The organism is Photobacterium alginatilyticum (assembly GCF_009910675.1).
GTDB classification, from domain to species: Bacteria; Pseudomonadota; Gammaproteobacteria; order Enterobacterales; family Vibrionaceae; genus Photobacterium; species Photobacterium alginatilyticum.
In genome coordinates this window covers 42,171-63,397 of the sequence record NZ_RSEJ01000001.1, presented here as the reverse complement: position 1 = coordinate 63,397, position 21,227 = coordinate 42,171, and the positions used below count along the sequence as shown (strand labels likewise).

The following is a 21,227-nucleotide window of genomic DNA, read 5'->3' as shown; positions in this document are numbered from 1 at the left end:
ATATTATGGTGATTTTTTAAGCATGCTCCGACATAATATGATTTCTGTAAATTGTCATACATAGGCTGAGATGGATTTAGGAATATTACTGGCGATGACGCTGATTTTTATCGGCTCATTCGTACAAAGTTCAATAGGTTTTGGACTGGCGATAGTGACCGCTCCTATCCTGTTTCAAATTTCACCCAGCTATGTCCCGGCCCCTATTACTGTCGTGGCGCTCTTCCTGTCCGTCATCAATGCCAGCCATCACAGAGCAACCATTTCCCTCAAAGGGTTGTGGATGGCGTTTATCGGCCGGGTGCCCGGCTCGGTGGCTGGCGCATTTCTGCTCTACTGGGTTGACGCGAACCAATTGTCGCTCTGGCTGGGCGTGCTGGTGATCCTCGCCGTAATCGTCAGCTTGCTCCCTTTCCGTATCCAGCCAACGCCAAACAGAATGATGATTGCCGGCTTTTTTTCCGGCTTCTTTGGCACCAGCTCCGGGATCGGCGGACCGCCAATGGCGCTGTTGCTACAGCATCAGGAGGGTAACTTAATCAGAGCCAACCTGTCGGCCTTCTTCGTGGTCAGCAGCTTGCTATCGTTGATCGTCCAGGTCCCAATCGGCTATATGACATTGCACCATTTTTATCTGTCACTTCCCCTGCTCCCGGCCTCCTATCTCGGGTACAAAGTCGCAATGCGCTATATAAACCGGATTCCCAAAAAAAACATTCGCCTGGCCTCGTTGGCTATTTGCTTTGTATCGGGGATAACGGCCATTGTCTCGGCCCTTTCTTAAAGGGCCTATGGATTAAAGGAACTCTGGATTAAAGGGACTCAGGCACTAACTCTGCGTGAATTAATATATTCCTCGGCGTGATCGGCTTGGGACAGAAAGTGCCAACGGACACCTGGTACCCCGACTCTTCCATATAGCAGGCCCGGTCATACACCAGCCACATCTCCAGCGGACGCCTGAACAACTGGCGTACTAGCTCCATCCGCTCTACAAGCGCAAAGCGCTTTTCACCCACCTGTTGCCAATACTGATAATCAATACCTGCCGGCAGGATGACTTGCTTCTTGTCGGCCGCCCAGCGGCAAAAATCCTCAAACCCGTCATTAAGCTGCGCTTTCTGGACATTTGGAACCGGCATATAGTCATCACAACCTCGTACAAAACGTTGCAAACTGTCAAAACCGAGACGAAAACTCACTTCGACAAATCGCTGTTTGCGCACACGCTGGCCTGCCGTCACCGTCTCCTGCAACGGTAAACGCAAGTCATGCTTACCTAAAGTCAATGTGCTTTGCCGACCGATCCGCGACAGCGGCTGATAATGCTTTGCTCGGATCAAATGATAGCAACACGGAGAAATACTTACGGCCCGGCCTTGCTTGGCAGCCACACGCTGCAATAGCGATACATGCAAATCCCCACAGGCGTGCAGGGCAACCGCATGCTGCTGTGAACAAATATGCTGCTCGCTGGCCGGATCAAAGGCATCACCCTGGACAAAATCAATCGGCAACTTTAGCTTGCGGGCTGCTGCTTCCCCTTCTTCACACAATGCCTGTTGCCACTCCAAACTGGTAACCGCTGTGCCGTGACTCGCAGCCAGTACCCGGCCAAGATGCCCTTTGCCGGCGCACCACTCAAGCCAGGGTAATTCCAGCGCAGGGATGACTTGGTTAAAAGCGGTGATCTGCTGCCACTTTCGTCCGGGGATCCCAACATCCAGTCCTTTAGGCAAAGACTTTTGCTGACTGGGGTAAGACTCGGTCATCGCGAGCTGATACAGCTGCGGGGCATCAGGGATCCACTCGACTAAGGCCTGTGACAATGCGTCGCCCTCTTCGATATAGCGTGCAATCGCCTCGTCATCCAGCGACAGCAGCCACTGGCAAAGCCCGGGGTGGCTATGCGTCCAGACCAGTTGATTTGAGGCAAACGGCATGAACTGCCAAAACTCGCGATTTGAGGTTAACAGCGCATCAAGGCGGCGATACAGTGGGGAATACCCTGTCATGAAACGACTACTCTCAGGCAATAATGGGATCAGCCCGGCATTTTATATTAGAGCCGCTATTTTTACTCATTATTTTGAACAAGAAGAGGTTTGACCAAAAAGAAAGAGCCGCACAAGTGCAGCCCTTATAACGCTTTGTCATGGTACTACTTAACCGGCAAATCCATGCTCGAGAACATCGCCTCGATTTCTGCGTTGGTTTTCAGCGCTACTGCCTGATCAACCACATTTCGCGTCAGGTGCGGAGCGAATCGCTCCATAAAGTCATACATGTAAGTGCGAAGGAAGGTTCCCTTCTTAAAGCCAATCTTGGTCGTACTGGCTTCGAAGATATGGCTGGCATCTATCGCCACCAGATCATCGTCGGTTGCCGGATCCATTGCCATGCTGGCAATCACGCCAACACCGATCCCCAGTCTCACATAAGTTTTTATCACGTCGGCATCTGTCGCGGTAAACACGATTCTCGGCGTCAGTCCCGAACGGTTAAACGCGCTGTCCAGCTCTGAGCGACCGGTAAAGCCGAAGACATAAGTCACCAACGAGTAGGCAGCCAGGTCATGAATCGTAATTTCGGACTTCTTGGCCAGTGGGTGATCGGCCTTGACAACAATGGAACGATTCCAGTGGTAACAAGGCAGCATGATCATATCTTGATATAAATGCAGCGCCTCGGTGGCAATGGCGAAGTCTGTGGTGCCCTTCGCAACGGCATCGGCAATCTGGGATGGCGTACCCTGGTGCATATGTAACGAGACTTTAGGGTACCTTGCAGTAAAGCCCTGAATCACGGAAGGTAGTGCATAGCGGGCCTGAGTATGCGTTGTGGCAATATTCAAGGTTCCGATTTCCGGATGGGTGTGTTCGCCCGCGACTGACTTGATACTCTCGACACGTGATAAAATGTCACGGGAAATTCGGACAATGTCCTGACCGGCCGGTGTCACCTTGGTCAGATGCTTACCACTACGCTCGAAAATTTGGATCCCCAGCTCATCTTCCAGCAAACGAACCTGCTTACTGATGCCGGGCTGAGATGTGTATAAACTCTCTGCTGTAGAAGAGACATTAAGGTTATGATTAACAACCTCAACAATATATCTTAACTGTTGTAGTTTCATGGTACCGCCCAACTTATAGTCCGTTACATCATATCAGTGCAACCATGGATTTCATCATGTTATATATCGAATCTCTTCATTTTCATAGCAATTCTTTACGATTTTACAGCATGTGAGCGCGGTTTTTGTTCAATAAAAACCAATAGCACATTTGGAATAGTGCCGACGCTCCGGATAAGCCAGACCCACGATGGATAAAACCGCTTATCTATTCGGGCATTAGCGGACTAGTGTAGCAAAATTGACTGTCATGCTATGCCGTAATTGCCAGATAGTGTATCTTATAGGGCTCGACCAAACGCACGGAAGACATACGTATCTTATGAGTATACCTTTAATGATTGGCCTCATTTCGTTGTTGCTGATACTGATTGTTGGATACAACATCATCATCCAGTATCGCCAACGTCTAGAAAGCGCGAAACACCAAGAGCTGGCCAAATTCATTGCTATCATTGATGCTACTGAAGATCTTATCGGTAACGCTCACCATTTGCCGTACAGCAAAGAACTTCTGGTGTGCCTGAACCAACGAATTTTGCACGCGCTGGAGAGCATGAGCGAAGCTGATCCTTCGGACAGAAACCTGCCTGCGCGAATCAAAAATGTTGCCGAGCAAATCAACCAGCTCCAGCAGAATTATTCCAATGCCGATGTGGCGACCTTCAAAGTGCCAAGCACCGACAAACAGGCGATTGGAATGCTGCAACTTGTAAAACGCCTGAAAACCGTTATTAAAAGCGAACATAGCAAAGGTCGATTTGCTACTCAGGCTTTTGTGGCCGAAAATGCCCGCCTTGAAGGTATTCAATTACGGATCAACATTGAAAACGTTATCAAGCGAGCCAATGATGCGCGTATGAAACGCCAGCTTGGTACGGCAAAACAGCTGCTTAAAAAGGGCATCGATGTACTGGCGAGCAAAAACGACAATTATGCCAATCAGACTCGCGACAAGCTGCAAAAAATGCTGGGCGAAATAGACAGCAGCCAAAACCAGAGCCATGAGCAGGAACGCCAGCAGATCATCGAGAAAGAACAGGATGATTTGGATGTATTGTTCCAGCCTAAACGGAAATGGTAGGGCGACAGCTTAAGTAAGTTTCCAAGACTAAAGAACACCACAAACAAGGCCGCGTAATGCGGCCTTGTTTTATTTACATCATCTATACCCAAGCCACTATCAGGCAGCCAGCGACTTACTCGCCTTCAGCTTTTTTACCTTTTCATCGCCCTCTTCTACTCCTGCCTGATCACTGAGTACCTCCGCGAGCGTCGAACGGGACAATCGCCCTTCAACGTCACCGTCCGCGTTGATGACCGGCAACGGGTGATCGCTGTCTAGTGTTTCGGGGATCACTGCTTCCAGCAAGGCATCGGTATGAACTGCCGGCACACTGTCGAGCAGGGACGGGTCGATAGCCTTGCCATACTCGGACTGCTCGACACCCTCGAGCGTTTCCTGGGTGAGCACGCCCTGATAGCCATCTTCGTTAATATAATAGCCGTAGTCATCCTTGGACTTGCGCATCTCGGCAAGTGCCTCACCGATAGTCTCGGCAGAAATACGGCAAACCTGCGGCTTCATGACCGTCTCGACAGTCAGTGCACGTGCCCGGTTTACGTCCTTCACGAAGGCTTCAACATAATCGTCAGCAGGATGGAGCAAGATATCAACCGGCTCTCCCTGCTGTACCAGTACGCCATCGCGCAAAATGGCAATACGATCGCCAAGACGCAGCGCCTCATCCAGATCATGGGTAATAAACACAATTGTCTTGTGCAGTTTTTCCTGCAACTCGATAAGCTGATCTTGCATCTCGCTCCGGATCAGGGGATCCAGTGCCGAGAAGGCCTCGTCCATCAGCAGGATATCGGCATCGGTACACAGGGCTCTGGCCAGCCCGACACGCTGCTGCTGACCACCGGACAGATTGGCAGGAAAATGCTTGTCATAACCGTCAAGCCCTACGGTTTCTAACCAATATCTCGCCTGCTTTTCACGCTCTTGCTTCGCGACACCCTGGATCTGTAGCCCGTAGCCGATATTATCCATGACACTACGATGCGGCATTAACCCAAAGCGCTGAAATACCATCGACATCTTATGACGACGAAACTGCTGCAAGGCCTTATCGTCAAACGACATCACATCACTGCCTTCGACTTCTATCACCCCTGCGGTAGGATCTATCAAGCGATTGAAATGACGGATAAGGGTCGATTTTCCCGAGCCCGACAGCCCCATCACAACGAAGATTTCGCCGGGGTAGATATCCATATTGATGTCACTGAGTCCAACGGTATGCCCGGTTTCGGCCAAGATGTCGTCCTTGGACTTGCCCTCTTTCACCTGCTGCAATACTTTGCCGGCATTGGGACCAAAGACCTTGTAAAGGTTCTTTACCCTTATTAGCGGGGTCTTTCGCTCTTTACTAGCCATGATCGTGGCCTCCTAAGTGCTGCTGAGTACGTTTGGCATAGCTTTGCGTGACCCGGTCAAAAATGATCGCCAGCGCCACAATCGCCAAACCATTAAGCAGGCCTAGCGTAAAATACTGATTGGTAATGGACTTCAAAACGGGTTGTCCCAAGCCTTTAACACCAATCATAGAAGCAATTACCACCATCGCCAGTGCCATCATAATGGTCTGGTTGATACCGGCCATAATATTGGGCAGTGCCAGTGGTAGCTGAACACCCAGCAACCTCTGGGTCGGACTGGCACCAAACGCCGTGGCCGCTTCCAGCACCTCTTTATCCACCAGCCTGATACCAAGATTCGTCAATCGAATCACCGGCGGAATGGCATAGATCACCACCGCGATAACACCGGGTATCTTGCCTATCCCGAGCAGCATCACCACCGGGATCAAGTAAACAAATGCCGGCATCGTCTGCATGACATCAAGCATCGGCGTCACGACCGACTGCACCCGGTTGGAGCGTGCCATCGCGATACCTATCGGCACCCCGAGACCAATCGCCACCAGGGTCGAGACCAGAATAATACTCATGGTCCGCATGGTGTTCTCCCACATCCCGAAAACACCAATCAGTACAAAAGCGACGATAACCCCAACCGTTAGCTTCCAGGAGCGACTGGCAACATAAGCCAACGCGGCAAGCACCCCGATGACCAACCACCAGGGCGTAGCCAGCAATAATTTTTCAAAGCCAATAAGAAAAGACAGCAGCGGGTCGAAAAACGCCTCGATACTGTCACCATATTCGCGGGAAAATGCTCGATAGGCACCATCCAGCGTTTTGCGGATCTCCAGCAGCTGATGGCGGTCAAGCTGCGGAAATTCGGTAAACCAAGATTGATCAGACATAACCACTTAGATCCGATAGATTACAACAAGCCCGGCAAATATAGCCGGGCATACACCCACTACAGCTCCGACAAGGCCTGTTTCACTTTCTTCGCGACCTCAGGGCTCACCCACTGGGTCCACGTTGACTCATACTCAGTCAAGAAGTGCTCCATCGTGATCTCACCGTCAGCCTGATAGTCTTCCATCCAGGCCAGCAAGGTGTTCATCTGCTGGTTGCCAAATGAACGCGACGACAGGTAGGCCAATGCCTCAGGTGCCCGCTCGGCAAAACTCTCGGTCACTACCGTATCAACCGGTGACGGCGGATACATGGTCGGCTTAGGATCTAAGCATTCTTCCTTGGTAATACAAGCCCGGTAATGGTCTTCATCAATGCCGCTGCCGAAATCAACCTTCACCATCTTGTATTTACCCAATACGGCCGTCGGTGCCCAATAGTAGCCAAACCACGGTTCCTTGCGCTCGTAAGCTTTGGCAATAGCACCCGACAATCCGGCACCCGAACCCGGATCGATTAGCTCAAACCCGGCTTTATCCAACTCCATAGCGTGGAACAGATTACCAGCCGTGATCTGGCAGTTCCAACCCGCAGGGCATCCCATAAAGGCTGATTTTTCAGGGTCTTCCGGATGTTCAAACAGCTCTCGGTTTGCCTTGATCCCAGCAATAGTCGCCAGGCTCGGATCTTTTTCAACCAAATAAGCCGGCACCCAGAAGCCTTCTTCTCCCCCATCCGACAGGGTTGCACCGGCATAACGCAAGCGTCCTTCCGTGACCCCGCGATCCAGTGCCGCCTTCATGGAATTACTCCACAACTCAGGCGCGATATCCGGTTCCCCTTTCTCAATCATCGAGGTACCTGTCGGCATTGTGTCGCCCGGAACCAACTCGGCATCACAATCGAAACCATGCTGAAGGATAAACTTATCCACGTTGGCAATCAGCGTGGCTGAATTCCAGTTCATATCGGCAATAGTGACTGTTCCACACTCTTCTGCCGAGGCATTAAATGAGGCCGTAGCAATTAAAACTGATGTTGCGAGAAGCTTTCGCATAACAATGTCCTTATTTCGAATTTCGGTCCTTCAGTTATCTGAAAGCATGGTGTTACAACATTTCAGTAACACACATGTTGTTAGTATACTAAGTAATTATGTGGTTATATGTAAAGCAACAACACTAAACAGCAGCAAGTTAGGTTAGTTAATTTCAAACAAAAATAGTTAGTACTGTAATCATTCAAATACATCAAATGCCCCAAATCACTGTGGATCATTTAACATCTAGCCTAAAAGACTGCCTTTAGCTAGCCTCATAGTGCTCTATTCCAACACTATAGGGCTCTATGCCAAGGCTTTGATTTGTTATACTCCCTGTCATAAAGGGGCTGATTTCAGTTCCAACGACAATAAACCAGAGACTCAACAAGAATTCCCATGAACGACACTCAGCGCATGATTGACGAGCTATTATCGCCAATCAGACTATTTCTCCAGTGCGACACGCCCGAGAGCTGGATTGAAGAAGCCAGAAAACCAGAGAACTTGACGGCCCTCCTTGTCGACCATTGCAACTGTGAACTGAAAGCCAGCCAGACTGCCATGTGGCTAATACGCAAATACGCAGTCGATGAAGAGAGCGGAAAGGAGCTACTGGCGTGGGCTAAGCCTTACGAGGACTTTGTCTATGGCAAAGCGCGCTGCACAGGTGCTTTCCACGGCAAGAAAAACGGCCTGTCAGCCCCGCTGGTCCCAAGGCCTGACTTCATTCACGGCCAGGAGCTTATCGACAAGATGGTTCGGCTCATCAAGGAGGAGTTTCATCACTTCGAGCAAGTGCTAGAGATCATGGAGCAACGTGATATTCCCTACAGCAACTTGCGTGCCGGTCGCTATGCCAAGGGGCTAATGAAAGTTGTGCGGACCCACGAGCCTGCAACCCTGATCGATAAACTGATCATCGGCGCCTATATCGAAGCCCGCTCCTGCGAGCGTTTTGCCAAGCTGGCCCCTTATTTAGATGGGGAGCTGAAGAAGTTCTATATCTCGCTGCTCCGCTCTGAAGCGCGCCACTATCAGGACTACCTGACACTGGCCGAGCAGATTGCAGGCGAAGACATTTCTGTCCGAGTGAAAGCTATTGGTGCCAGAGAAGCCGAGCTGATTAGCACTCCGGATAGCAGTTTCCGCTTCCACAGCGGTGTTCCGGCCTTTGCTGAAGCAGGAGCCTGATGCCACTCTCCTTAACAAGGAAGACAGAGGAACCCCATAAACGCACCGCCTCTTTTCAAGAGGAGACTGGAAGGGGTGCAACATACAGATATAAAAAAACCGCCTTTCGGCGGTTTTTTTATTATTTTTCGGCTTTTTCTTTCTTCGGTTTCTTACGCTTGTCGGTAATTTCCCACTTGCCGTCAATAAAGAGACCAGTCCAGCCCGATGGCTTGCCATCAATTTCCGAACGGATGTAGTTCTCTTTCGTCTTGCGGCTAAAGCGCACCACTGTCGGACGACCATCCGGATCCTCGGTCGGTGCCTCGGCCAGATAAGTGAACTTCGGTGACAGACGATCCTTGAATCGGGCAAGCTCTTCCACCAGCGGAGCACGTGTCTCGCGTGATTTAGGGAAAGTGCTGGCTGCCATAAACAGGCCAGACGCACCGTCACGCAATACAAAGTAAGCATCCGGATCCTGGCTGCACGGCAGCTCAGGCAAGTGAACCGGATCTTCCTTCGGCGGCGCTATTTCACCGTTCTTCAGAATCTTACGCGTGTTCTTACACGTTTCGCTGGTACAACCCATGTACTTACCGAAGCGACCGTTTTTCAGCTCCATATCCGAGCCGCACTTGTCACACTCGATAACCGGGCCGTCATAGCCTTTCAGCTTGAACTCGCCTTTCTCGACAATGTAACCGTCACAGCTCGGGTTGTTACCACAGACATGCAGCTTGCGATCCTGGTCAATCAGGTAGGCATCCATCGCCGTATCACACTTCGGACAACGCTTCTTGGCACGCAGGGCAGCGGTTTCGACGTCTTCTTCAAGAACGTTGACGATGCCTTCCTCGTCACCAAGGTTGATTGTCGTCTTGCAGCGCTCTTTCGGCGGCAGAGCATAACCGGAACAACCCAGGAATACCCCGGTCGATGCCGTGCGGATCCCCATTGGACGCTCACACGTCGGACACTTGATATCTGTCAGCACGATATTGTTCGGCTTCATACCGCCTTCATCTTCGTCACGCTCGGCTTTCTCAAGCTCGGAGGTGAAGTCGCTGAAGAAGTGATCCAATACGCCTTTCCAGTTCGCCTCGCCTTCCGCAATCTTATCCAGATTGCCTTCCATGCGAGCCGTGAAGTCATAGTCCATCAGATCAGAGAAACTTTCGTCCAGACGATCTGACACGATCTCACCCATTTTCTCGGCATAGAAACGGCGCTGATCAACGCGGACATAACCACGGTCCTGAATCGTCGAGATGATTGACGCATAGGTAGAAGGACGACCAATGCCACGCTTCTCAAGCTCTTTAACCAATGCAGCTTCTGTAAAGCGCGCTGGCGGCTTGGTGAAGTGTTGCTTCGGTTCTAGCTCTTCCAGTGTCAACATGTCGCCTACGTGGACCATAGGCAGCGTTGTGTCTTCCGTTTTGCCAGACGGACGCTGGACATGGGTCCAACCCGCAAAGCGCATCGTGCGTCCCTTGGCCTTCAACGTGAAATCGCCAGCCTGAACGGTGATTGTGCTCGAGTCATACTTCGCAGGTACCATCTGACAGGCAACAAACTGGCGCCAGATCAGATCGTAAAGCTTAATCGCATCCTGCTCCATGCCTTCAAGGTTTTCTGCTTTTACATCAACACTCGATGGACGGATCGCTTCGTGCGCTTCCTGGGCATTACCCTTGCTGCCATAGACATTCGGCTTGGCCGGCAAATAGTTATCACCGTACTCGCTACTGATAAAGTCACGAGCAGATTCAACGGCTTCCTTCGACAGGTTCGTCGAGTCGGTACGCATATAGGTAATGTAACCCGCCTCATAGAGACGCTGTGCCAAACCCATAGTACGTTTTACGCCATAGCCCAAACGGGTACTTGCAGCCTGCTGCAAGGTCGAAGTGATGTAAGGTGCCGACGGCTTACTGCTAGTCGGGCGGTCTTCGCGATCGACAACTTTGTAGGCGGCCTTTTCCAATAGCGACTTCGCCGCCATGGTATCGGCTTCGTTTTCCGGACGGAATGCCTTGCCTGCCTGTTGGGCAACCATCAGACGCAGTGCATCTTTGCCTACCGTCTGGGTATTAGCATGAATATCCCAAAACTCTTCTGGCGTGAACGCTTTAATTTCGCGTTCGCGCTCAACAATCAGTTTTACCGCAACGGACTGGACACGGCCTGCGGAAAGGCCACGAGCGACCTTCTTCCACAACAGTGGCGACACCATGAAACCGACAACACGGTCAAGGAAACGTCGTGCCTGCTGGGCATTCACACCGTCGATGTTCAGCTCACCCGGCTGTTCAAACGCCTGCTGAATAGCATTTTTAGTGATCTCATTAAAAACCACTCGCTTATAACGTTCATCATCGCCACCGATGATCTCACGAAGGTGCCACGCAATAGCTTCTCCCTCGCGGTCCAAATCGGTTGCCAGATAAACATAGTCAGCGTCTGCAGCCAGTTTCTGTAATTCGTTAACGACTTTTTCTTTGCCCGGTAGCACTTCGTATTGCGCTTCCCAATCGTTGTAAGGGTTAACCCCCATCTTGCCGATCAGCGCCTTACGCTCTTTTTCTTTCTTGATACGGGCCTTCTCTTCAGCGCTCAACCCCTTGGTCGAGGTGGCTGCCGCTTTTTTACCCGTACTACGTGCACCCGTTGGCAAATCACGGACGTGACCCACGCTTGACTTTACAATGAAGTCCTTACCCAAGTACTTATTTATAGTTTTCGCCTTGGCAGGGGACTCCACGATAACGAGAGATTTACCCATAATGACTCTATTACGTCCTCGTGCTCGCAAAACTTTCAATATAAAACAAATAGTTGCACGCTAATATTCACACAGTGGCACGGCAACGCTAATAAACCAAACTGATTAAGTAACTAATCACTAGAGGCATTCTCAATCGCTGGAGAGAGGCACTCAGGATGAGTAGTTACTTAATCTAATTGGTATTTACATATTGGGCTACAATCCTAGAAGGTCAACTGCTTTTTGATCAAAACGGTCTGTTTGCTCGTCCCTTCCCCAGTTGTTAACACCAGGTTAAAGCCGATTTCGGCCCTCAAAACTGACTGTAAACCACGCCTCTTTCTCTTTATTTATAACCATAAAGTGGCTGAGGGCGCTAATCATTACCACCTCCTCCCGTCTTTGACTATTAAAACCCATAAATTTTTGCCGTCGCTCACATAAATTGGTCGAATTTCCGCCCCGACCACACACTCTTTAACCAATTTGGGTGCAATTCCCGGTACCGGGTAAGGGTTTGTTTTATCGCGTTAACTTCAATACACTGTGGGCCATCTATAGCGCCCTGAAATCATCGGCTGCTATAACATGATCACGCTACGATTCAAGAGATAACCGCATGAGCAATAAAAAAACCATTTCTTCCGAAGAGTTACTGATGATTGCTAACCAGCTAATTCAGGACCATGAATCCTACCAGGATGGTATGCGAGCCACTTCCGTTGAAGAGAAAGACGATGTGCTGGTGTTCAAAGGCGAATACTTCTTGGACGACAACGGATTACCGACTGAAAAAACCACAGCGGTTTTCAATATGTTCAAATTCCTAGCCCATAAGCTGTCACCGGAGTTCACGCTAAAAGGCTAGTTACCGCACACTCCAAAACAAACAGCCCCGCACTCGCGGGGCTGTGACGTTAGCTAACAACACCGATCAGATATCAATTGTCATGGTATCTTTGTTGCCATCGCTGTCACCATTAACAGGCGGCTCACCACGGCCTTTCGGGTCAGCACCGAATTGATTCGGTCCTTTGGTTCCGTCTAGGATCCCTAACTCGACAATAACGAATATTGGTCCGATATACGGCAAAAATGTCACGATAACCCACCAGGCGCTTTTGTTTCTGTCATGAAGTCGCTTGACGTTCAGAGCCGCAGAAGCCCAGAATACAAAGCCTATAATGACCAGCGACAAGACCTCCAGCACGGGATTACTCCCGGCACTTCCAGAGGCGCTGTAGAAGAGTACCGGCAGCGATACCAACAATACAGGCAGGCTGTATAGCCAGTAATCCCGACGTCGCATCCGCCCCTGAAACGAAAACAATGCCCATTTCTGATTCATCGACCGACCTTATACGATTGGACGCTGACCGCGGCTGATCCATTTCAGCAGCAGGTTATCAGCAGCCTCGCCCGTCGCACCAGCCAGCTTTTCGGCCAGCTTCTTACGCTGAACATAGCGAACCTGAAGTACTTCACGATCTTTGCAGGCATGGGTAATAAAGTCATCACTGGTGCCAATTTCATCAACCAGACCGAGTTCGTGGGCTTGCTTGCCAAACCAGTGCTCGCCGGTTGCCACCTTCTCAAGATCAAGTTCCGGACGGTGATCTTCAATGAAGTTCTTGAACAGATCGTGAGTTTCTTCGATTTCTGCCTGGAACTTCTCACGCGCTTTATCGGTATTCTCACCGAACATCGTCAAGGTACGCTTGAACTCGCCGGCTGTGATCTGTTCAAACTCAATATCATTTTTCTTCAGCAGCTTGTTGAAGTTCGGCAACTGGGCAATCACCCCGATTGAGCCGACTACCGCAAACGGTGCCGAGATGATCTTATCGGCAACACAGGCCATCATATAGCCGCCGCTGGCCGCAACCTTATCCACCGAGATAGTCAGCTTGATACCCGCCGTTTTCAGGCGATCAAGTTGCGAAGAGGCCAGACCGTAGCCGTGAACCATACCGCCGCCGGTCTCAAGACGCAGCAACACTTCATCACCTTCCATTGCAACAGCCAATACTGCCGTCACTTCTTCACGCAAAGCCGCTACTTCACGGGCATCGATGCTGCCATGAAAATCGAGAACAAATAAACGAGGCTCGCGAACGTGGGAAAGATCACCGGCTTTGGCCGCTTTTTTGATCTCACTCTGACGCTCTTTGTTTTTTTCTTTTTCCGCCTTCTTTTCTGCCTTTTCACGGGCTTTTAGCAACGGCTTGTCAAATAAATGCGACTCTAACTGATGTACGGTATTTTTGTACTGCTCGGTCAGATCGGTCACTTCCAGCTCGCCTTTCTGCGTCCCGTGACGTCCGCTCAACCCTTTCGCTAATACAAGAATACTGACAATCGCAATCACCACCGTGGCGATTTTGGCTAGGAACAGCCCATAATCAAACAAAAAATCCAATGTTGAGTCCTCATTTTTGGCATTTTTACCATTGTAACCAAGTTGTCACCCATACCGCTATCGCAATACAATAGGAAAACTAAAAAACAAATAAGGAAGTTACACGTGGAATATCAAATCGCTGCAGATTCTCTTAAAGATCGTGTCATTCTGGTGACAGGGGCTGGTGAGGGTATCGGCCGTCAGGCTGCCATCAGCTATGCAGCTCACGGTGCAACTGTTATTTTGCTTGGCCGTACCGTTGCCAAGCTCGAAGCCGTTTACGATGAAATTGAAGCGCTTGGCTATGCTCAGCCTGCGATTATTCCTCTGGACCTGCAAGGGGCAACCAAGCAGAACTACGACGACATGGCCGAAACCATCGAAGGCCAGTTCGGCCGCCTTGATGGTGTGCTGCACAATGCCAGTCTGCTCGGTGTGATGAGCCCATTCGATCAACTCGGCGAAGATACCTTCGACGATGTCATGCAGGTCAATGTCAAAGCCCAGTTCCTGATGACCCAATCACTGATGCCACTGGTCAAGAAAGCCGAGGACGGCCGTATCGTCTTCACGTCATCAACGGTAGGCCACCAGGGCCGTGCCTTCTGGGGCGCCTACTCGATCTCCAAGTTTGCCACCGAAGGCATGATGCAGATCCTGGCTGACGAGATGAGCAATACCAATGTCCGCGTCAATGCCATCAACCCGGGGGCGACCCGTACGGCAATGCGCGCCAAGGCCTACCCGGCGGAAGACAGCTCAGAGCTGAAAACACCTGCCGACATTATGCCGTTGTACCTGTACCTGATGGGTCCGGAAAGCAAGAATGTTAACGGCCAGTGCATTGATGCCCAGCCAAAGCGTAAGCCAGGCGCGGCTTAACCCCGGCGCTTAACTCAAAATGGACAATGGATTCAAGGTGGATCCCCAATAGTCCTCACAACAACCCTCCCCAGCCCTCCCTTGGAGGCAGCATTAACGAAAACAATCGCTTAACCGCTCAAGGGAGGGGGTTTTACAAACATAAAAAAAGCAGCCAACTGGCTGCTTTTTTAAATCTAATCACGCCTTATTTGCGCGTGCGCGGCTTGGCCGGCTTGTTCTTCAGCGGGTTACGGCGGTTTGCCGCATTGCCGGAAGGCTTGCGTCGGCCTTGCGAAGTTGCTTCGGCATCTTTGTTGCGCGAGGAAGCACGGCGCTTGTCCTGACGGCCACGACGACCACGTGGCGAATCATCATTGATACGCTCTTCGTGACGACGAACTGCACGGCGGATCTGACGAACCCCTTTCTTGCGCTTCTGGCCTTCTACCGTCAGCATGGTGTTCTCTTCCGGCTTCAGCTCGACCATTTCACGCAGGTAGTTCACTTCCTTCAGTTCAAGCTCCATCCAGCCACCACGGGGAATGTCCTTGGTCAGGAAGATATCACCGTAGCGAACACGCTTCAGACGGCTTACCGTCACACCCTGGGAGTCCCACAGACGACGAACCTCACGGTTACGACCTTCGGTCAGCATAACGTAGAAGGTGTGGTTCATTCCTTCGCCGCCGGCGTACACCACGTCCTCAAAACGTGCCATACCGTCTTCGAGTTCAACACCGTTAACCAGGTTCTTGATCATCTGCTCATTGACGTCACCGAATACACGTACCATGTACTCACGCTCAACGCGGTGGCTCGGGTGCATCAGTCGGTTTGCCAGTTCACCGTCGGTAGTGAAAAGCAACAAACCTGACGTGTTCGCATCCAGACGGCCGACTGACACCCAACGACCCGACTCCAGGCGCGGAAGGCGATCGAAGACAGTACGGCGACCATCAGGATCATGGCGCGTACATAACTCACCTTCAGGTTTGTTATAGGCAAGGACACGACACACTTCTTCAGAAGGTGCAACTAGATTGATCTTATGTCCGTCAATGCGAACAATTGAATCATGACCGTCTTCAAGACGATCGCCTAGCTTTGCGGTCTTGCCATCAATGCTTACCCGGCCATTTTGAATCATTAATTCAAGCTCGCGACGGGAACCTTGGCCTGAACGAGCCAGCACCTTCTGTAATTTTTCACTCATTTGGATAAACCTTTGTCGCCTTCACAGGCGTCGAAATATCATCAAATATACCGGCAGCACGCTTATCAAGCCTCTTCGGCTGTATCCGCACACTGCTTGGTATCACGCCCTAAGCCCTCTTAAAGCGACCGTGGATTATGCCAAAAGCTTGATGCAGATACCACCGAAAAGACGGATTAGATGGCCATCATCAACGACTTCTTTTCTGTCCGGAGATCCGTCCGAAGCAACCAATAAGAAATGTGATGCCTATTGCTCAGCGATTATTCGAACGGAGCGGGATCCCCGGCACCGACACGCGCCACTTCCATCTCGTCATTACTGAAGTCAATTACCGTTGTCGGCTGCTCGCCCAGGTAACCGCCATTGATAATCAAATCGACCGCATGCTCCAGCTTATCGCGGATTTCATCCGGATCAGACTCGGCGACATCGCTATCAGGCAAGATCAGCGAGGTCGACATCATCGGCTCGCCCAGCGCATCCAACAAAGCCAGGGCAATAGCGTTGTCAGGCACCCTGATACCGATGGTTTTACGCTTAGGGTTCATCAGGCGACGCGGTACTTCCTTGGTCCCCTTGAAAATAAACGTATAGGCGCCCGGCGTATTATTGCGCAGCAGGCGAAACGCCGTGTTATCGACACGGGCATACAGCGACAGCTCGGACAGATCACGACACAGCAGCGTGAAGTTGTGCTTGTCATTAAGACGACGGATCTGGCAGATACGCTCCAGCGCCTGCTTGTTTTCCAACTGGCAGCCCAGGGCATAGCCCGAGTCTGTCGGGTAAACAATCACCCCGCCATTGCGAATAATTGCCACGGCCTGGTTAATCAGGCGGTTTTGCGGTGTTTCGGGGTGAACGTAAAAAAATTGGCTCATTGTTCCTCCTAGGATAGTTCCGTTCTCTGCGGAACCTCGTCATCAACCCGCTTCTTTTCAACCTTCCACTCTTGCCAGACCTCAGTCACTCCTTTTGGCAACCAGAGGTTGCGCCCAAGTTCGGTCCATGGAGAGGCATAATGAAAGTCAGAACCTTGCGAAGCGAGCAAGTTATATTCTATCGAGTAGTCAGCAAGCGTCCTGCGCTCCTGCTGAGACTGCTGGGGCTGTGCAACCTCCATCGCATCCCCGTTGGCTTCAACGAACGCCGTCAGCAGACGTTTCAACCACTTTGCCGTCATCTTATAGCGGCCCGGGTGTGCCAATATCGCCTGGCCTCCGGCAGCATGAATGGCCTCGACGGCCTCGGCAATCGAGCACCAGCTGGGCGGCACATAGCCCGGGTTGTTCCGGGTCAGGAATTTTTTGAACACCGCCTGCATATTTTTGGCATAACCTTGTTCTACCAGCCACTGGGCAAAATGCGCCCGCGTCAGCGTCGCACCGCCAGCCAGCGCCTTGGCTCCGGCCAGCGCACCCGGCATACGGTTTTTCTCGAGTCGCTCGGCTATCAGCGCAGCCCGAGTCTCACGCCGCGCCGCCTGTTCGGCGATCAAGGCAGTGATCGCCGGGTGTTCATGGTCTATGTTCAAGCCGACAATGTGAATATCAAAATTTCGCCAAAGTGTCGATATTTCAATACCTTTGATGAGAGTTAGAGGCAGATTTTCTGCATCGATTGCCTGCTGTGCCAATTCAAGGCCCGCCACGGTATCGTGATCTGTGATCGCAAGCACATCAACGCGTCGTTCAACCGCTCTTCTTACCAGCTCTTCAGGCGCTAAACGGCCATCCGATGCTGTGGTATGGCTATGTAAATCAAACAACATAAATTAAATTTCTTGACATTAATTTCATGAACTAGTTTACTAGTACGCAGTTACCCAGTAATAGAATTACAGGATATTTACATGTTACAGCAAATTCATCATCAGCTCTGCGCTTTCTTTTCTTGGTGGTGGCACTTCCCTCAGCGGGTGGTGTGATTTGCTGTGCCTAAAGGCCAAACAGACACAAGCCCGCATACTGCGGGCTTTTTTATATCCCGAACTGATGAATACGACTTTCAGCACGATGTAGCCTCTTCCAACAGCCTGCAGGTGCACGACACAGATTAAGAGATAAACAAATGATTATTGTACTAAAGCCCAACGCGACCGAAGAGCAAGCCAAAGAAATCCTCAGCCGTATCGAGTCTGCTGGCCTAAAGCCACTCTACATGCCGGGTGTCGAGCGTATTGTACTGGGTGCACTAGGCGACGAGCGCGTGTTGCAGCAGCTTCACCTGGATGCTTACCCGTGTGTCGAAAACGTCAAACCGATTCTGACCAAGTACAAAATGGTAAGCCGTGAAGTTCAGGCCCATGACACAGTAGTTCGCTTCGGCAGTGCCGCTGTCGGTGGCGACAAGTTTGCCGTTATCGCCGGTCCGTGTTCTGTCGAGTCCGAAGCGCAACTAATGGCGGTTGCCGAGGTAGTGAAAAAACACGGTGCCGTGGCTCTTCGCGGCGGTGCCTACAAGCCTCGCACCAGCCCGTATGATTTCCAGGGCATGGGAGCAGAAGGACTAAAACTGCTGCATAAAGCCAACCAGCAACTTGGGCTGCCGACGGTGTCTGAGGTCATGGAAGTCGGTCAGGTCGATACAATGTGTGAATATGTCGACTGCCTACAGATTGGTGCCCGCAATATGCAGAACTACGCTTTGTTAAAAGCTGTGGGTGAAAGTAAAAAACCGGTCTTGCTCAAACGCGGACTTTCCGCCACTATCGAAGAGCTGTTACTGGCCGCGGAATACATCTATGACGCAGGAAATCCTAACATTATCCTGTGCGAGCGTGGTATCCGTACCTACGAGACAGCAACAAGGAATACATTGGACCTCAATGCCGTTGCCTATCTCAAGCAGCGTACCCACCTACCTGTCGTGGTTGATCCAAGCCACGGCACCGGTGTACGCGAGTTGGTTATCCCGCTATCACGGGCAGCAGCGGCAGTTGGCGCTGATGGCATCATTGTCGAATCACACCTTAATCCGTGTGAGGCCTTGTCCGACGGCCACCAGGCGCTGACTGGCCCAATGTTTGAACAGTTAATGCAAGAGTTGAAACCGTTTGTAGAAGCGGCAGGGAGAACGCTGTGAATACGACCCCTTTAGGTACCGGCGAGCTGGAACTACTTAGCCTCGACGTACCCTATGTGGCCGACCCGACGGAGTTGTATTACTCCGTCTGTGGCAACCGTCCGCATAACTTACTGCTGGAGTCGGCCGAAATTGACTCCAAGCAGGATTTGAAAAGCCTGATGCTGATTGATGCTGCGGTCCGTATTGTATGCCGCGGCAAGCAGGTCCGGCTGGAAGCATTAACCGACAACGGACTCAATGTCCTGCAGACACTTGAGCAGGCACTGGCTGCCGATATTCAGGGACGACGTGAAAACGACTGCCTGATCCTCGATTTTCCCAGTGCCGAACGCGCGCTCGATGAAGACAGCCGCCTGCGTCAAACCTCTTCGTTTGACGCGCTGCGCATGATCCAGCACGCCTTTGATACCTCTGGCCACCCGCGGGAAGCCTTATTTCTCGGCGGCCTGTTTGCCTATGACGTCGTCGCCGGTTTCGAGCCGCTGCCGGACGTCGCCGAGGACAACAAATGCCCGGACTACCTGTTCTATATTGCCGAGACCCTGTTGGTTATCGACCACCAGCGCCGCCGGGGCAAGCTGCAGGCAACGCTGTTTGGCGGCGATCAATACACTTCCAGCTATTTTGAGCTAAGTCGTCGGTTGCAGCATATCAAAGAGGCCTGTCTGGAGCCGAAACCGCTGCCAGAAGCTGAGTTCCAGGACCAGTGCGAGCCGGTTGCCAGCGTCAGTGACGAGGCATTCTGCCAGACCGTGGTCGATCTCAAACAGCACGTCATTAATGGCGATGTGTTCCAGGTCGTACCGTCCCGGCAGTTCACGCTGCCGTGCCCGTCGCCACTGGTGGCCTACAAAGAGCTGAAAATCGGTAACCCTAGCCCTTATATGTTCTACCTGCAGGACGCTGATTTCACCCTGTTCGGCGCCTCGCCGGAAAGTGCACTGAAATATTGTACCGAGAGCAACCAGGTGGAAATCTATCCGATTGCCGGTACTCGCCACCGCGGTAAGAATCCGGACGGCTCCATTAACCTGGATCTCGACGGCCGCATTGAGCTTGAACTGCGCAGTGACATGAAAGAAAACGCCGAGCACATGATGCTGGTTGATCTGGCCCGTAACGATGTGGCCCGGATCAGCGAACCCGGCAGCCGCTATGTAGCCGACTTGCTCAAAGTCGACCGCTACAGCCATGTGATGCACCTAGTCTCCCGTGTTGTCGGTCAATTGCGTGGCGATCTCGATGCGCTGCATGCCTATCAGGCCTGCATGAACATGGGCACGCTGACCGGCGCACCGAAAATCCGCGCAATGCAGCTAATCCGTGATGTTGAGCAACGTCGCCGCGGCAGCTACGGTGGTGCTGTCGGCTACCTGACCGGGCACGGCGATATGGACACCTGTATTGTGATCCGCTCAGCCTATGTCGAAGATGGCGTAGCCAGTGTCCAGGCCGGTGCCGGTGTCGTCTATGACTCTGTCCCGCAGGCCGAAGCCGATGAAACCCGTGGCAAGGCGCAGGCTGTGATCGCCGCTATCCGCAAGGCACACAGTGCCCCAACCCAGTCAGTATAAGGATCAAAGTCATGACAGCTGCTGAAATTGTACTACTCGATAACTTTGATTCCTTTACCTACAACCTGGTCGATCAGTTTCGCTCGCTGGGTTACCCGGTCACCATCTACCGTAACAGCCTGAGCGCAGACCAGATGGAACAGGCGCTGGCTGAAAAAGCCAACCCGGTGCTGGTGCTTTCTCCCGGCCCTGGTGCGCCAGCCGATGCCGGTTGCATGCCCGAGCTTATCAAGCGGGTTCGCGGCAAGGTGCCAATGATTGGTATCTGCCTTGGCCACCAGGCTATCGTCGAAGCATACGGCGGCAAGGTGGAAGGCGCCGGCGATATCGTCCACGGCAAAGCAGCCATGATGCATCACAGTGGCCATACTGTATTTGGTGACTTGCCAAGTCCGCTCTCCATTGCCCGCTACCATTCTCTGGTTGCCACGGAGGTACCGGACAGCCTGACAACCGTTGCCGATGTCGACGGGCTGGTGATGGCAGTAACCAATGATCAGGATCGTGTGTGTGGCTACCAGTTCCACCCTGAGTCGATTCTAACTACACAAGGGGCTCAGTTGCTTACCAATACGCTGAACTGGGTAATGTCAAAGCCGGACAGCCATCGCGTGGCAACGAATAAATAAAG

The 21,227-nt window shown here is 51.7% G+C and carries 19 protein-coding genes and 1 other annotated feature; of the genes, 8 read left to right on the top strand and 11 right to left on the bottom strand.

The features are described 5' to 3' along the window. Nucleotides 1-70: 70 nt before the first annotated feature. Nucleotides 71-784: a sulfite exporter TauE/SafE family protein gene (locus tag EIZ48_RS00265; protein ID WP_160648156.1), complete on the top strand. Its 714-nt coding sequence runs from the start codon at nucleotides 71-73 to the stop codon at nucleotides 782-784. Nucleotides 785-812: 28 nt separating this feature from the next. Here the strand turns inward: EIZ48_RS00265 and EIZ48_RS00260 are convergent, their stop codons facing one another. Together EIZ48_RS00260 and cysB are read right to left on the bottom strand one after the other, a co-directional pair. Then, nucleotides 813-2,015 carry a methyltransferase gene (locus EIZ48_RS00260; protein WP_160648155.1) on the bottom strand — a complete coding sequence of 401 codons (1,203 nt, stop codon included), beginning with the start codon at nucleotides 2,013-2,015 and terminating at the stop codon, nucleotides 813-815. Nucleotides 2,016-2,161: 146 nt separating this feature from the next. Further along, the gene (gene cysB / locus EIZ48_RS00255; RefSeq protein ID WP_075766561.1) at nucleotides 2,162-3,136 is read right to left on the bottom strand and encodes an HTH-type transcriptional regulator CysB; all 975 of its coding nucleotides are present in this window, start codon (nucleotides 3,134-3,136) and stop codon (nucleotides 2,162-2,164) included. 322 nt (nucleotides 3,137-3,458) lie between these two features. Here cysB and EIZ48_RS00250 point away from each other — a divergent pair, with 322 nt between their 5' ends. Further along, nucleotides 3,459-4,220: a DNA repair protein gene (locus EIZ48_RS00250; RefSeq protein WP_160648154.1), complete on the top strand. Its 762-nt coding sequence runs from the start codon at nucleotides 3,459-3,461 to the stop codon at nucleotides 4,218-4,220. Between the two features lie 99 nt (nucleotides 4,221-4,319). Here the strand turns inward: EIZ48_RS00250 and EIZ48_RS00245 are convergent, their stop codons facing one another. Genes EIZ48_RS00245 through EIZ48_RS00235 form a run of 3 tightly spaced genes read right to left on the bottom strand, consistent with a single transcriptional unit; the run spans nucleotide 4,320 to nucleotide 7,529 of the window. Further along, a complete protein-coding gene (locus EIZ48_RS00245) occupies nucleotides 4,320-5,579 on the bottom strand; it encodes a quaternary amine ABC transporter ATP-binding protein (protein WP_160648153.1) in 1,260 nt (419 codons plus the stop codon). Next, nucleotides 5,572-6,471, bottom strand: coding sequence for an ABC transporter permease (locus tag EIZ48_RS00240; RefSeq protein WP_075766564.1), 900 nt, complete (start codon nucleotides 6,469-6,471; stop codon nucleotides 5,572-5,574). Before EIZ48_RS00240 ends, EIZ48_RS00245 begins: the two co-directional genes overlap by 8 nt. A 59-nt stretch (nucleotides 6,472-6,530) precedes the next feature. Then, nucleotides 6,531-7,529, bottom strand: coding sequence for an ABC transporter substrate-binding protein (locus EIZ48_RS00235; protein WP_160648152.1), 999 nt, complete (start codon nucleotides 7,527-7,529; stop codon nucleotides 6,531-6,533). A 381-nt stretch (nucleotides 7,530-7,910) separates the two neighbouring features. On the opposite strand from EIZ48_RS00235, the gene miaE reads away from it, so the two are divergent. Next, complete coding sequence (gene miaE, locus EIZ48_RS00230) at nucleotides 7,911-8,705, top strand: tRNA isopentenyl-2-thiomethyl-A-37 hydroxylase MiaE (RefSeq protein WP_160648151.1); 795 nt, start codon at nucleotides 7,911-7,913, stop codon at nucleotides 8,703-8,705. A 121-nt stretch (nucleotides 8,706-8,826) separates the two neighbouring features. Here the strand turns inward: miaE and topA are convergent, their stop codons facing one another. Next, nucleotides 8,827-11,472 carry a type I DNA topoisomerase gene (topA, locus tag EIZ48_RS00225; protein WP_160648150.1) on the bottom strand — a complete coding sequence of 882 codons (2,646 nt, stop codon included), beginning with the start codon at nucleotides 11,470-11,472 and terminating at the stop codon, nucleotides 8,827-8,829. Between the two features lie 601 nt (nucleotides 11,473-12,073). On the opposite strand from topA, the gene EIZ48_RS00220 reads away from it, so the two are divergent. Then, nucleotides 12,074-12,322, top strand: coding sequence for a YciN family protein (locus tag EIZ48_RS00220; protein WP_075766568.1), 249 nt, complete (start codon nucleotides 12,074-12,076; stop codon nucleotides 12,320-12,322). A gap of 66 nt (nucleotides 12,323-12,388) precedes the next feature. On the opposite strand, the gene EIZ48_RS00215 is transcribed toward EIZ48_RS00220, so the two are convergent. Together EIZ48_RS00215 and sohB are read right to left on the bottom strand one after the other, a co-directional pair. Beyond that, nucleotides 12,389-12,802, bottom strand: coding sequence for a DUF805 domain-containing protein (locus EIZ48_RS00215; protein WP_160648149.1), 414 nt, complete (start codon nucleotides 12,800-12,802; stop codon nucleotides 12,389-12,391). A 9-nt stretch (nucleotides 12,803-12,811) separates the two neighbouring features. Continuing rightward, complete coding sequence (gene sohB, locus EIZ48_RS00210) at nucleotides 12,812-13,873, bottom strand: protease SohB (RefSeq protein WP_160648148.1); 1,062 nt, start codon at nucleotides 13,871-13,873, stop codon at nucleotides 12,812-12,814. Nucleotides 13,874-13,978: 105 nt separating this feature from the next. Here sohB and EIZ48_RS00205 point away from each other — a divergent pair, with 105 nt between their 5' ends. Next, on the top strand, nucleotides 13,979-14,737 hold the full coding sequence (locus EIZ48_RS00205) for a YciK family oxidoreductase (protein WP_160648147.1): 759 nt from the start codon (nucleotides 13,979-13,981) through the stop codon (nucleotides 14,735-14,737). Nucleotides 14,738-14,924: 187 nt separating this feature from the next. Here the strand turns inward: EIZ48_RS00205 and rluB are convergent, their stop codons facing one another. From rluB to rnm, 3 genes are all read right to left on the bottom strand, one after another. Continuing rightward, nucleotides 14,925-15,932, bottom strand: a complete 1,008-nt coding sequence (rluB, locus tag EIZ48_RS00200; RefSeq protein ID WP_160648146.1) for a 23S rRNA pseudouridine(2605) synthase RluB — start codon at nucleotides 15,930-15,932, stop codon at nucleotides 14,925-14,927. 263 nt (nucleotides 15,933-16,195) lie between these two features. Then, entirely contained in the window at nucleotides 16,196-16,816 is a 621-nt protein-coding gene (locus tag EIZ48_RS00195) for an L-threonylcarbamoyladenylate synthase (RefSeq protein WP_160648145.1), read from the bottom strand. Between the two features lie 8 nt (nucleotides 16,817-16,824). After that, nucleotides 16,825-17,706, bottom strand: a complete 882-nt coding sequence (gene rnm, locus EIZ48_RS00190; protein WP_160648144.1) for an RNase RNM — start codon at nucleotides 17,704-17,706, stop codon at nucleotides 16,825-16,827. Nucleotides 17,707-17,823: 117 nt separating this feature from the next. Beyond that, nucleotides 17,824-17,918, top strand: a sequence feature (Trp leader region). Between the two features lie 87 nt (nucleotides 17,919-18,005). On the opposite strand from rnm, the gene aroF reads away from it, so the two are divergent. Genes aroF through EIZ48_RS00175 form a run of 3 tightly spaced genes read left to right on the top strand, consistent with a single transcriptional unit; the run spans nucleotide 18,006 to nucleotide 21,225 of the window. Then, entirely contained in the window at nucleotides 18,006-19,019 is a 1,014-nt protein-coding gene (gene aroF / locus EIZ48_RS00185) for a 3-deoxy-7-phosphoheptulonate synthase (protein WP_160648143.1), read from the top strand. Beyond that, nucleotides 19,016-20,596 carry an anthranilate synthase component 1 gene (locus tag EIZ48_RS00180; protein WP_075768433.1) on the top strand — a complete coding sequence of 527 codons (1,581 nt, stop codon included), beginning with the start codon at nucleotides 19,016-19,018 and terminating at the stop codon, nucleotides 20,594-20,596. The genes aroF and EIZ48_RS00180 overlap by 4 nt, the downstream gene beginning before the upstream one ends. An 11-nt stretch (nucleotides 20,597-20,607) precedes the next feature. Continuing rightward, complete coding sequence (locus EIZ48_RS00175; protein WP_160648142.1) at nucleotides 20,608-21,225, top strand: aminodeoxychorismate/anthranilate synthase component II; 618 nt, start codon at nucleotides 20,608-20,610, stop codon at nucleotides 21,223-21,225. Nucleotides 21,226-21,227: the final 2 nt, after the last annotated feature.